13 protein-coding genes are annotated in these 12,689 nt (G+C 60.3%); 2 read left to right on the forward strand and 11 right to left on the reverse strand.

Features of this window, described 5'->3' with window-relative positions; all coding sequences use genetic code 11:
• Positions 1-388 precede the first annotated feature (388 nt).
• Entirely contained in the window at positions 389-1,648 is a 1,260-nt protein-coding gene (locus GX444_01765) for a hypothetical protein (GenBank protein NLH47311.1), read from the reverse strand.
• A 360-nt stretch (positions 1,649-2,008) separates the two neighbouring features.
• Here GX444_01765 and GX444_01770 point away from each other — a divergent pair, with 360 nt between their 5' ends.
• Both GX444_01770 and GX444_01775 read left to right on the forward strand, forming a co-directional pair.
• On the forward strand, positions 2,009-2,416 hold the full coding sequence (locus GX444_01770) for a RidA family protein (GenBank protein ID NLH47312.1): 408 nt from the start codon (positions 2,009-2,011) through the stop codon (positions 2,414-2,416).
• A gap of 82 nt (positions 2,417-2,498) precedes the next feature.
• Positions 2,499-4,175 carry a phospholipid carrier-dependent glycosyltransferase gene (locus tag GX444_01775; protein NLH47313.1) on the forward strand — a complete coding sequence of 559 codons (1,677 nt, stop codon included), beginning with the start codon at positions 2,499-2,501 and terminating at the stop codon, positions 4,173-4,175.
• On the opposite strand, the gene GX444_01780 is transcribed toward GX444_01775, so the two are convergent.
• The 10 genes from GX444_01780 to rsxA form a co-directional block, all read right to left on the reverse strand.
• Positions 4,111-4,950, reverse strand: coding sequence for a diaminopimelate epimerase (locus GX444_01780; GenBank protein ID NLH47314.1), 840 nt, complete (start codon positions 4,948-4,950; stop codon positions 4,111-4,113). The genes GX444_01775 and GX444_01780 overlap by 65 nt on opposite strands.
• The gene (locus GX444_01785; protein ID NLH47315.1) at positions 4,947-5,246 is read right to left on the reverse strand and encodes a hypothetical protein; all 300 of its coding nucleotides are present in this window, start codon (positions 5,244-5,246) and stop codon (positions 4,947-4,949) included. The genes GX444_01780 and GX444_01785 overlap by 4 nt, the downstream gene beginning before the upstream one ends.
• Positions 5,247-5,262: 16 nt before the next feature.
• Entirely contained in the window at positions 5,263-6,180 is a 918-nt protein-coding gene (locus GX444_01790; GenBank protein NLH47316.1) for a hypothetical protein, read from the reverse strand.
• Positions 6,177-7,109 carry a FecR domain-containing protein gene (locus GX444_01795; protein ID NLH47317.1) on the reverse strand — a complete coding sequence of 311 codons (933 nt, stop codon included), beginning with the start codon at positions 7,107-7,109 and terminating at the stop codon, positions 6,177-6,179. The genes GX444_01790 and GX444_01795 overlap by 4 nt, the downstream gene beginning before the upstream one ends.
• An 81-nt stretch (positions 7,110-7,190) precedes the next feature.
• Positions 7,191-7,808, reverse strand: a complete 618-nt coding sequence (locus tag GX444_01800) for an electron transport complex subunit E (GenBank protein NLH47318.1) — start codon at positions 7,806-7,808, stop codon at positions 7,191-7,193.
• Between the two features lie 5 nt (positions 7,809-7,813).
• Positions 7,814-8,566 (reverse strand): RnfABCDGE type electron transport complex subunit G, encoded by a 753-nt coding sequence (locus GX444_01805; GenBank protein NLH47319.1) that lies wholly within the window; start codon positions 8,564-8,566, stop codon positions 7,814-7,816.
• Entirely contained in the window at positions 8,563-9,588 is a 1,026-nt protein-coding gene (locus GX444_01810) for an RnfABCDGE type electron transport complex subunit D (GenBank protein NLH47320.1), read from the reverse strand. Before GX444_01810 ends, GX444_01805 begins: the two co-directional genes overlap by 4 nt.
• On the reverse strand, positions 9,585-10,904 hold the full coding sequence (rsxC, locus tag GX444_01815) for an electron transport complex subunit RsxC (protein NLH47321.1): 1,320 nt from the start codon (positions 10,902-10,904) through the stop codon (positions 9,585-9,587). Before rsxC ends, GX444_01810 begins: the two co-directional genes overlap by 4 nt.
• Positions 10,901-11,935 carry a 4Fe-4S binding protein gene (locus GX444_01820; GenBank protein NLH47322.1) on the reverse strand — a complete coding sequence of 345 codons (1,035 nt, stop codon included), beginning with the start codon at positions 11,933-11,935 and terminating at the stop codon, positions 10,901-10,903. The genes rsxC and GX444_01820 overlap by 4 nt, the downstream gene beginning before the upstream one ends.
• A gap of 4 nt (positions 11,936-11,939) precedes the next feature.
• Positions 11,940-12,521, reverse strand: a complete 582-nt coding sequence (gene rsxA, locus GX444_01825) for an electron transport complex subunit RsxA (GenBank protein NLH47323.1) — start codon at positions 12,519-12,521, stop codon at positions 11,940-11,942.
• Positions 12,522-12,689 lie beyond the last annotated feature (168 nt).

Below are 12,689 nucleotides of genomic sequence, written 5' to 3' on the forward strand. Positions count from 1 at the left end.
TTTTGATGAGATATGGTGATTGTCTTGCATTGGATTCCCTGCTTTAGCCAACCTTTTCAGTCCGCGGAATTCGCACCACGAAATCGGCGGACGGTTGTCATCGAACTCATCGTTCCCGATTTTCCGACCATTCCGATCTGAAAACTCGGTCATTGCACCACGTCCAAATTTTCAAAGATTGAGCTAATAAGCGATTATTGTTCCGCACTTGTTAATTGGTTTCACTGAATAATGGGCTATCAATAACGCGCCGGATTCTACTTGTCAACCAATTTCAACAAGCGCCCAGCCAGCCTATTTTCTTGTCAATGAGCCTAAATTACCTTGTTTTTCAAATGTTTTTCGCCGTTATTGGCACCGGGTGAAAAACCTGTTTGAATTTCTCCCGTTAAAAAGCGACCTGCGCCTGCACCTTCAACTCGTCGTTGTCGATGCCGGTCTGATCGCTGTCGCCTTTTTTCGTTAAAACGTTTTCCCATTCCTCGCCATGATGAATGTAGTTCAGCGAGATCATGGCGTGATAGCCCTGCAGGTAATAGTTGACGCCGCCCATGATATCGGTCAGGGCATCCTGATCGCTGAGCGGATGGCCGTCTTTGGTCTTGTCGTTCAAGGTGTCGGGATCGAGGTAATCATAACGGGCCAGCACTTCCACCGGCACGTTCAGCTTCGGACCGAAGTTGAACCCCGCCATCACGTAATAGGACAAGGTTTGCAGGGTGTAATCCTCGCTCAGCGACCGGTCGTCGGTTCCTTGTCGATCGTGCGAGAATTGCAAATCCGCGCCGGGGTTTTTCTTGTTCCACGTGTAATCGCCGTAAAGCACCTCGCCGACCAATACGACGCCGCAGGGCCCCAGGAAGTCGATGCCGCCGTTGACGAAGATGATCTTGGCGAATTGATCGCGCAGCGAGCCCTGATCATCCTTGAAGTTATCGACCGGCATGCCATACCAGACGTTCGCGCGAACCTTCAAACCTTCCAATACGGGCTTGCCCACCAGGCCGAAATGAACGTCCTTGGTCGTGTTCTGGTCGAGCCAGTTCGCGTTGCCGACCGGCTGCAAGGCGTTTTGCGGCACGAAGGACGGGAAATATTCGCGCCCGTTGTAGATGGCCAGATTGGCGTCCACGTAGGGCGTGTTCACGGCGATATCCAGGCCGGTCTGGCGGGTGCGCGGAAAGACCAGCCGGTTCATCAACGGTTCGTCGATCGTTTTCCACATTTGCTCGGGCAGCGAATTGTAGTAGGTCATTTCCGGCCGAATCCGGCCGACGACGAAGGTCGTATAGGGGATGTAGCTGAAGCCGAGTTTCAGATCGAGCACGCTCATGGCGTTGGTCGCCTGGTCGTAGGCGATCGTGGAAAAATAGCCGACGCGGTTATCCACGACCCAACCGTATACCTTGAGCAGGAGAGTATTGAGGACGAATTCCGTGTCCTTGCCGTTATCCATCGCTTGCCGCTGGCCGTCGGTGTTTTCCCCGAGGGTTTCGTCGCCGATGTAATAGTTGAGGCCGGCCTTCATCGTGCCGCCCAGATTGATCGCCCCGAAACCGGCCATCAGGCCGCCGTTCGAATCGGCCGCCAGCGCCGAAGTCGCCATTAGAATGGATGTCAGGATCAGGAGGATGAAGCCTTTTTTCATATCGTCGCGCCTCCTTTCCTTGTGGAAAGCAAGGAAATGTTTTTGCCGAGTGTCGAACCGATCAAAACAATGCACCTGGGCATTTTAAATAATATCGCTTATTAATCAATATGTTAGAATGATAAAGATCGCTGCGGATCTTCGATGGATTATCTAACCTATGGTCTATAAAGCGCTTTTATCAAAACTTGGTAAAAAAAGTCAAGAAAAATAAGCGATACCCACAAGCCTAATAATCTGCGTCGATTTCATCCCTTTTCGCCACGCGATGCGAATTCGGGTTTGTTTTCCTTGCCTTTATTGTAATTTGAGCTATCATGTATCCATTGCGTACACGATGAATTCCGGAGGAACTCTGTCATGCACCACAAGGAAGCGGTATCGACTACCCGAGCGCCGGGCGCCATCGGCCCATATTCTCAAGGCATCAAATGCGGTAATTTCGTGTATACCTCCGGTCAATTGCCGATCGATCCCGAAACCAAAAAAATACCTGACGATATTCAGGATCAGGCGCGTCTGGCCCTCGGTAACGTGGCCGCCGTGCTTTCCGCCGCCGGTTCGGGCTTGTTGGATGTCGTCAAAATGACCGTTTTTTTGCTGAATATCAACGACTTTGGCAAGGTCAACGAAGTCTATAAAGAATTTTTCGACGACGACAACGCCAAACCCTATCCGGCCCGCAGCGCCGTTCAAGTAGCCGCTCTGCCCGGTCCGGTGGGTTGCAAATTGGAAATCGAAGCCGTCGCCATTCTTCCCGCCAAATAAAAGGTTCTTGGACTATTCGCGGGCCGGAATCGCGTCAAAGCAAACCGGCCGCGCCGCTTGACCGACCGGGAGACAGCCGTTCATGCGTATCGGTCGCCTGCGACCCTGGATCTGGCCTTTGCTTGTCCTGCTATGCGCGGCCTCGTTCATCGTCAACCTTGCGGTCATCATCGCCGACCAGATCGACGACGCCTACGATCCGATGCATCTGGAAAAAACGGGCCGTCTGCTGGCGCACGCGCTGCAAGGCAACGCGGCGGCCTGGGAAGCTTTTCGGCTCGATACCGCCGCTTCGAGCTACCCGTCGTTGATTCATTACACCACCCTGCCCGTCCGCTGGATCGCCGGCGACGTCCCGCGGGCCGGCGCGGTGACCGTCGCGGTCTGGTCGCTGCTGGCGATCCTCTCGGCCTTCGGGATCGGCCATCTGCTGGCCGGCGACCGCGCGGGGATGTTCGCGGCCCTGTTTACGGCGTTGACCCCCGGGCTGTACCGTTTCAGCCGGATGGAAATGGTGGATGTGCCGCTGGCCGCGGTCGTCACCCTCGCGATCTTTCTGTTGTTGCGCAGCGATGGCCTCTTGCATCGCGCGCCGTCGCTGGCGTTCGGCGCGGTCTGCAGCGTGGGGATGATGACCAAACAGTCTTTTCCCCTCTATCTCGCCGTACCTTCCCTTTATTTGATTCTTGCCGGGTACCTCGAGGACAAATCGGAGGCGCGCCGGCATCGTCTGCTGAACGTCTTGATCGCCGGGGCGATGACCCTGCTGGCCGGAGTCGCGGTGCTGGTTCCTAATTTACATGCCTGGTTCACTGGACGGCAGGTGGTCCGCGCTTTCTACCTGCAAACCGACGAAGCCGGGTTTTTGGACAACCTGCGGCTGTTGATCACCGACGGCTTGGGGCCGATCCTCTCCGTCCTGACGCTGATCGGCTTGTTGGTCGTTTCCAAGAAGGATCGCGGCGTTCGCACGTTGATTCTCTGGCTGGCGGCGCCGCTGTTGGTGTTGCACATCACTTACGGGATGCTCAGCACCCGTTATTTATTGCCGCTGCTGCCCGCCGGGACGGTGCTGGCCGCCCTGGGGCTGGAGCAACTGCCGGCGGTGGGATCGCGTTCGCGGCGCATCGCCAAGGCGACCGTGCTGATTCTGTTGGTGGTCGCCGCGACGGCCTACGATCACCTGCGGCCCGAGCAGACGGTGTTTTCGTTCGAATCCTACGAAAATCGGCTGCATCTCGTCGGCGTTCCCCGCCCGCAACGCAGCAACTGGGGCCTGGCGCCGCTGACGCAGGCCTTGGAGACCAACAGCGCCGACGCGCGCGTCATTCTGCTGATCGATTCGCCCTTCACCTCGATGATCCAGGGCCGGCTCTGGATGCTGGATCCGCTGGCCAACGTGACCAATCTCTTTGAATGGGCGTCGGTCGGCCGGACGCCGCCGGGCTTGGACAACGACGATACGCTGCGCGAATACCTGTCGGCGGCGGATTTTCTCGTGGTCAAGACCGGATTCAATCGCGATGTCCGCAATTATTCGCAACCGCAGGACGTGGACGCGCACTTCGCCCAACGGGTGTTTCAGATCTTTTTCGAGATCAAGCCCCACTTCGAGCTGATCCAACACTTCCCTTATCCCGAGGATATCGGGCCGATCCTGCTTTACCAACGCCGACAGGGGGAACCGGCGGAGGCTACAACAGCGCCTCCGAATGAAGTTCGCCGCGAAATACGTAGCGCACCGGACCTTGAAGAGTGAGGTCCGCGATCCGGCCCTCGACCTGCCGGAAATCGACGATCAGCGTTTCGCCGCCGCGCGTCAGCAGGCGGACGGGCGGTTTAACCTCGCCCGCCAGGCCCAGGGTCACCGCCGCGGCCGCGCAACCGGTGCCGCAGGCCAGGGTTTCGTCTTCCACGCCGCGCTCGTAGGTGCGGATCGCCACGTCTTGCTCGCCGAGGATTTGCACGAAATCCACGTTGGTGCCGCGCGGCGCGAAAGCCGGGTGATGGCGGGCCGGGCGGCCCCACCCGACCACCGGCACCGCCGCGAGGTCGGCGACGCGCCAAACCGCGTGCGGCACACCGGTATCGATCGCGGCCAGTCGCACGCGGCCGCCGGCCGTTTCGATTTCCACCGCCGAGCGGTAATCGCGCGGCGGCGTCAGCCCGACGCGCACCTCGCGGCCGCCGAGCACCCAGCCGCGGATCAGCCCGACCTTCGTGCGGAAGGTCAGCGTCTCGCCGGCCAGGCCGGCATCGTGGGCGAAACGGGCCGCGCAGCGGCCGCCGTTCCCGCACATCTCGGCTTCCGAGCCGTCGCTGTTGAAGAAACGCCAGGCGAAATCGGCCTCGCCCCGCGGATCGGCTTCGAGCAGGATGACGCCGTCGGCGCCGACCGACAGTGCGCGGCGGCAGACGGCGCGAACCCAGGGCGCCGCCCGATCCGGATCGAGCCACCGTTGGCGGTTGTCCACGAGGATGAAATCGTTGCCGCTGCCGGACATTTTGGTGATCGGAATCGCGCGATCGCTCATGGCTGGTCCGCCTCGTCGGTTTCGTCCGCGGCCGGCGGCGTGGCTTCGGGCGTCGGTTCGGGAGTCAGGTCCCGCGCGCGCAGCCGGGCCGGATCGCCGGCCTGTTCAAACAAGCCGTCCGCCCCCAGCTCGGCCCCGAACGGTTCCGGCGTATTCTGTTTCCATCCGGACGGGATTTGCTCGTCGGCCGGCCGGGTTTCGTCGCGCGGAATCAGCTTTCCTCGGCGGCCGCAACCACCGGCCGCCACGAGCGTCAAAACCAGAATAAAAAGCAGGATGACCGGCCACGGTTTCACCGCGCGCTCCTTCTTTTCACTGGACCAAGGCATAAGGGAACAGGTTCGAGCAGTCCTGGTTTCCGGTCCAGCAAACGGCGACCGAACCCGTCGCCGGAACGTCCGCCGGTACGACCGCCTGCAAATCGTTGTCCGACCCGACGCCGAGAATCTCGGCTTCGATCATCGACTCGGGTTGGCCGAACCAAACCGTCAGCTCCGTTCCCGTTTGGAATCCCCGCCCGAAAACGCCCACCGCCTGGCCGCCGACGATCTGCCGGCTCGGCGCAACCGCGGCAATCCAGGGTTGCGTCGCGTCGGCGGTCGGGATCAACACGAGATCGGCCAGCGTCAGTTCGCCCGGTTCCGTCAACCGCACGCGGGTGAACGAGGCGAGCGACAACTCGGGCTGCACCTCGATGATCGTTTCGCCGAGCGGCATTTCCAGGTGATAATACCCTTCCGCGCCGGTCTCGATCTCCGTCTCGAAGGCGATTTCCTGGTAATCGGCCAACGGCGTCCCGTCGAGGTAGGTGATTCGCCCCTCGATCGTCCCGTAGGCCTCCAGATTGATCGTCAAATCCAAATCGGCTTTACTGACTTGCACCGTGCGCGATCCGCGATACAGGCCGAAACCGTCTGCCGTCAAGCAATTGACCTCAATCAACCGCTGGCCGGCCGTCAGATAAACCAGGAACGAGACTTCCTCGTCGTCCGCCAAATCGGCCACCCACAAGGATTTGCGGATCAACGCCATACCCGGCCCGTTGACGAGCAATTCAATTTCCACGATATCCGGCGGCAGGTCGGCTTTCGCACCCAGGTACGCGTACACTTTCGCTTGCCATGAACCGCCGGCGTCATCGGGCCGCGAAGCGGCGCAGGCGACCAGCAGGGCGACGACGCTCGCCGATAAAATCAAGAGACAAATCGCCGACTTTCCGGATCGCCTCATTTCGGGTTCGCCTCCGGAAAACGAATGTGAATCCGCACCGCGACCCGATCCGCTTGGGGCTGCACCCCGGCGGGGAGCCGCGAGAAATCGTCGGGGTACGGCAGATCCTCCTCGCGCAGGCCTTCCCGCAGGCCGGCCGAGTGGAACGCATCGAAATCCGCCCCGCCTTCTCCTTCCTCGGCCAGCAGCAAACCCTGATCGTTCGGGACGCCGCCTTGCTGGGACGACAACCACCGGCTCTCGACCAGATGCATCGCCGAACCGGGCCGATGCTGCCAAAGATATTGATTGGCGACCTCCGTCTCCGCCAGCAGGGATGGCGCGGCGGCGGCGGTTTCATCCGGCGTCAGCACCCGGAGTTTACCGTCCTCGGACGTGACGATCGCGCCGGCGGCCAATTCGGCGACGTTGCTCGTTCCGCCTTCGCGCCCCAGCGGGCGAACCTCGCCGGCGAGGTTGTAGATCCGGGAGCGCCCCGCTTGCGGATCGTATTCGACCACGAAATAGGCGTTGTGCCCGGCGGCGGCGAGATTCGGATCGTCGACGCGGACGGTATGGCGGTAATTGGGACGCGGCCGGACCAACAGGCGCAGCGAGCCGGCGTTGAGGTGGAAAAAGTTGACGCGGGCCCGGTCTTTCAGATTGTGAATGCTTCGTTCCACGACCAGGTCGGTATTGGAACCGACGTAAACGATCAATTGGCCGCCGAACTGCAGCTTGGCGCGGCCGGCGCCGTCGGTGGTCAGCCGGTCGTTTTCGAAGATCTCAAAACCGGCATCCGCCAGAATCGGTTCGGGCAGACCGGCGCGCTCGAGGCGCACCACGCCATCGGCGGCGATCACCATGCCGCGCGGTTCGTCGGTCTGGGCTTGCGCCGACACCGTCGCCGCCAGCAGCAGGACCAGGAGAATGAGCCCAATTCGACGCATGCCTCACCCGTCGGAAAAAACAAGCATTGTTATCATAACGGCTTGTCGTTGAACCGCAAGATGCGCCGAAACGCCTTGGCTTTATTTGGCTTCCTTGCGCGTGAGACGATTGATGACGGCCAGCATCGAGCCGAGGCATAAAAAGGCGCCCGGCGGCAGAATCATCACGATGATCGGCACGTATTGGCCACCGGCCGCATCGGCCAGCGCGGTGAGCACCGGGATTCCGAAAACCGTGCCGTTACCCAGAATTTCGCGGACCGATCCGATCGCCGTCAATGCCAGCGTGAAGCCGATCCCCATGCCGATGCCGTCCAAAGCGGAATTAAGCACCGGGTTACGGTTCGCAAAGGCCTCGGCGCGACCCAGGATGATGCAGTTGACGACGATCAGCGGGATGAAAATGCCCAAGGCTTTGTAAAGTTGGTGAAAATAGGCGTTCATAGACAGGTCGACGATGGTCACGAAGGCGGCAATGACCACGATATAGGCCGGGATGCGCACCTTGTTGGGAATCACGTTCCGCAAGGCCGAAATCAGAATGTTGGAGCAAACCAGCACGAACGTCGCGGCAATGCCCATGCCGATGCCGTTTTTGGCATTGGTGCTGGTCGCCAGCGTCGGGCACATGCCTAAAACAAGGCGGAACGTCGGGTTTTCGGCGACGATGCCATTGGTCAAATCCTTCCACAGCGACATGGCCGTTACTCCGTTAAATCCTTGCCCGCGATGGGCGGGGGTGTTTTGGTGATTTTCGGCAGGGGAACGGCCGCCGGCAGCTTCGGATCGGCGACACCGCCTTCTTCCAACTTCGCGTCGGGTGTCGGTTCGGCCGGTGGCACCGCAAGCGCGGCCGCAGCCGACGCGGCCGGTTCGCCGGTCAGGGCGGCGCGGTTATCGCGGAACCATTCGAGCCCTTCCTTAATGGAGCCGACCACGGCGCGGGGGCTGATCGTGGCGCCGGACAAGGCGTCGATCTCACCGCCGTCTTTTTTCACCCGCCAATCGGTGTTTTCCAGGTTGCGCGGTTGTTGACCCTTGAACACGATCTGGTGAATCCATTTGACGTTGGTCGCGATGTTCGAGCCCAGGCCGGGCGTTTCGCCGTGAATGACCGCTTTGTAACCGATCAGATTCCCGGCGATATCCAAACCGATCATGCTTTGGATCTCGCCCGCGTAGCCTTTTTTCGAGGAAATCAAGTAAGCGAAACCTTTCGGCTGCCCATCGGACATCGCCACGTAAACGGCCTTTTTTCCGCCGATGTTTTCTTTCTTCTCGATGGTTGCCCCGCCGGCGAGAATCGGTTCCAGGACGAGCTTGGCCGCATCCTTCGCCTCGGCCTCGGCCGCCGTGGCGATCGGTTCCTTCGTCATGCTGTAAACCTGCGCCAGCGCCACGGCGCTGATGATGCAAATCGCTCCCAGTACCAGGCAGAGGTTCAGTATCTCTTTCATCCTGGACTCCCAACCTTCTTGGCGCTTTCCGCCACGAAACCGAATTTTTTCGGTTTGGTGTAACGGTCGATGATCGGCACGACGGCGTTCATCAGCAAGATGGCGAAAGAGACGCCCTCGGGATAGCCACCGAAGAGGCGAATGACCACGGTGAAGATGCCGCAGCCCATGCCGAAAATTAACTGGCCGCGCCCGGTTAGCGGCGAGGTCACCATGTCGGTGGCCATGAACAAGGCCCCGAGCATCAAACCGCCGGCCAGGACGTGGAACAAGGCGTTCGGATAAAGTTCCGGTTTGTACCAATGGAAAATCTGGCCCATCACCGCCACGGTGCCGATGAAGGACACCGGCGTTTGCCAGCTGATGTATCCCTTGTAAAGCAAAAACGCCGCGCCCAGCAGCAGCGCGATCGCGCTGGTCTCACCCATACTGCCGCCGATCTGGCCGATCGCCAGATCGACCCAGTTGACGATTTGATCGGACGCCAGCGGCTTGTTCATCAAAATCGCTTCCTTGGCCAGGCCCAGGGGCGTCGCGGCCGTCACGGCATCGGTGATGACCCGACCGAACAACGGCCGCGGCACGGGCCAGGTCGTCATCTGGACCGGGAAGCTGATGAGCAGGAACACGCGACCGATCAGCGCCGGGTTGAAAATGTTGTGCCCCAGGCCGCCGTAAACCATCTTGCCGAAACCGATGGCGATCACGCAGCCGATCAGCACCATCCACCACGGCGCATTGCCCGGCAGATTCAACGCCAACAGCAGACCCGTCACCGCCGCCGAACCGTCGGTCACGTAGAGGCTTTTTTTGAACAGCCTGGTGAACAGGTACTCGACCGCCAGACAGCCGATGATGCCCACCACGATCGTCAGGGCCGCGCGAACGCCGAAATAGTAAATCGAGATCAACGCCGCCGGGGTGAGCGCGCCCACCACCGACCACATGATCCTGGGCACCGAATCAGGCCCGCGCAGGTGGGGACTGGAAGAAACGATCAAGCGAGAACTGGTTTCCGTCATTGCGATTTTTTCCTTCTCGCCATGACCTCGGCCTTGCCGAGGCGCAGCCACTGCACCAATGGAATCCCCGAGGGACAACCGAAGGCGCAGGAACCGCATTCGATGCAATCGAGCACGCCTAGACTTTCGGCTTCCGGGAAGTTATTGGCCTGCACCTGGTGAACCAGATCGGTCGGCGCCAGACCGGCCGGGCAGCCCCGGATGCAAGCGCCGCACCGGATGCACGGCCGCAGATCGATCGCCTGAACCATCGCCGCCGGCAGGCACAGCACACCGCTGCTTCCTTTAATGACGGGTGTATTCAGGTTGTATTGCGCCAGGCCCATCATCGGACCGCCGCTGATGACCTTGGCGAAGGGCTCGATGGCGCCGCCGGCCGCTTCGATCAGCCAATGGATCGGCGTGCCGCAACGCACCCGCAGGTTTTTCGGTTCTTTGATCGCCTGGCCGGTAACGGTGACGATCCGTTCCATTACCGGTTGGCCGAGCACCACCGCGTCGTGAATCGCCGCCAAGGTGCCGACGTTCTGCACCACGGCGCCCACGTTCATCGGCAAACCGCCAGTCGGCACCTGCCGGCCGGTGCACGCGAAAATCAGCTGTTTCTCCGCGCCCTGCGGATAACGCACGTGCAGGTCGACCACCTCGATGTCGTCCGCCCCGGCGGTTTTTTGCCGTAAAAGGGCGATGGCGTCGGGCTTGTTGCGCTCGATGCCGATCCTGCCTTTTCTCACCCCGAGAATGCGCAGGACGATCCGCAGTCCGGTGAGAATCCGTTCGGGTTCCTCGAGCATCAACCGATGGTCGGCGGTCAGGTAGGGTTCGCATTCGACCCCGTTGGCGATCACCGTATCGATTTTGAACTGCGCCGGCGGTTTGAGTTTCACGTGCGTCGGGAATGTCGCGCCGCCCATGCCGACCACGCCGGCCCGCTGCACGGCCTCGAGCAATTGCGCCGGATCGGCGGTTTGCCAATCGGTCAGCGGCGTGAAGGCGACGGTCTCGTCCTGGCCGTCGTTGTCGATCACGATGCTCGGTAATGGCTTTCCCAAGGGGTGGTCGCGCGGCTCGATCTTGCGCACGACGCCCGACACGGGACTGTGGATATAGGCGCTGACAAACCCCGACGGCTCGGCCAGCGCCTGTCCCCGCAGCACGCGCTCGCCGCCTTGGACCAGCGGCTTGGCCGGCGCGCCCAGATGCATCGATAAGGGCAACACCATCTCGCCGGGCGGCGGCAGAACTTCCACCGGCCGGCCGGCTGAAAACTTGAATTCGGGTGGATGCACTCCGCCGCGGAAACGCCGGATGCTCATGCGCTCTCCTTTGCGGCCGAGGGTTGCTTGGTTTTTTTCGGCCGAGGCGCAATCTGAATGACGCCCTGCTCGTCTACCATTTCAATGGCTTCGAAGTTGCAAGTATCGTGGCACTTGTGGCAACGCACGCATTGAGCCGCGTCGACCACGTGCTTTTCCTTGCGTTCACCGGTAATGGCCCGGGACGGGCAAACCCGGGCGCACAACGTGCAGCCCGTGCAATGTTCGTTGATCCGCGCCGTGTAATGCGGCCCGGCGAAATCGGCGATGCTGTGGGTCGGACAGACCCGGGCGCAAGCGCCGCAGCGAATGCATTTTTCCGGGTTGATCACCGCCACATTGTTTTGCAGCTCGATCGCTTCAACCGGACAGGCCTTGACGCACTTGCCGCAGGCGATGCAGCCGACCTTGCAATTCGACGTGACCTCCTTGCCGCGGTCGTGGTTGCGACAAAGCACCAGCACCTGTTTGGACGCCGGCTGCACCGAAATCAGCGACCGCGGGCAGGCGGCGACGCATTTGCCGCACGAGGTGCAGCGCTCGGGAATCACCCGGGCCAAGCCGTTTTCCACCACGATGGCGTCGAACGGGCAAGCGCGCTTGCAATCGCCGAACCCGAGACAGCCATAGCGGCAACCGAGTTGGCCGCCCAGCATGTTGGCCGCCTTGCAGGAAGGAACCCCACGATATTCGAACCGCAGTTTGACGTGCTCGGCACTGCCCTGGCAAAAAACCATCGCCTCTTGCGAATCGGTTTCGGTGACGGTCAGATCCAACAGCTTGGCCAGGGATTGGCGCGCTTCCGGCGAGGTGACCGGGCAAGCATTGATGGATCCGGTGCCCGCGACCAGCGAACCGGCCCATCCGGCGCAACCCGGGTTGCCGCACGCGCCGCAGTTCACGTTCGGCATGAACTTGAGCACTTCCTCGAGCCGCGGATCGACCGCAACGGCGAAGAAGCGCGCGGCCACGCCCAAGCCGACGGACGAAAGTAACCCAATACCTGTCAGTACAAGGATGGATTCGATCATTGGACTATCCCTTGACCAGGCCGGCGAAACCCATGAAGGCCAGACTCAAAAGCCCGGCGGTGATGAGTGCGATAGCGGTCCCTTGCAACGACTCCGGAATGTCGGAGGTCTCCATCCGTTCGCGGATGCCGGCGAAGATCACCATGACCAGGGTGAAACCCACCGGCGCCGAGATGGAGAAAACGAGCATCTCGAAAAAATTGTAACCCTTCTGAATATTCAACACCGCCACGCCGAGCACCGCGCAGTTGGTCGTGATCAGCGGCAGATAAATGCCCAACGCCCGGTACAATACCGGACTGATTTTCAGAATCACCATCTCGACGAACTGCACCAATGCGGCGATGATTAGAATGAAGGCGATCGTTTGCAGATAGCCCACGCCTAGCGGTTCCAGAATGTAGTATTGCGTCAACCAGGTCACGATGCCCGCTAGCGTGATGACGAAAATCACCGCCAGGCCCATGCCGATCGCGGTTTCGATTTTTTTTGAAACGCCGAGAAACGGGCAGATCCCAAGGAAACGGCTCATCACGAAGTTATTGACCAGAATGGCGGATACACCTAGGAGAATCAAACTAGTCATGGCTGACTAAACTCCCACGCTGTGGCGCGATGATTCTACACATTTTCAATGCCGAGGCAAGTGAATAAAGCATGTTTATTGAGAATTGATGTCATTATCAAACTCCCCATCGTTTTCAGGAAAAATCACCGAAATTCAATTTTATTCTAATAAATCAAACAATTACAA

It is taken from the genome of Myxococcales bacterium, assembly GCA_012517325.1.
Lineage (GTDB): Bacteria > Lernaellota > Lernaellaia > Lernaellales > Lernaellaceae > JAAYVF01.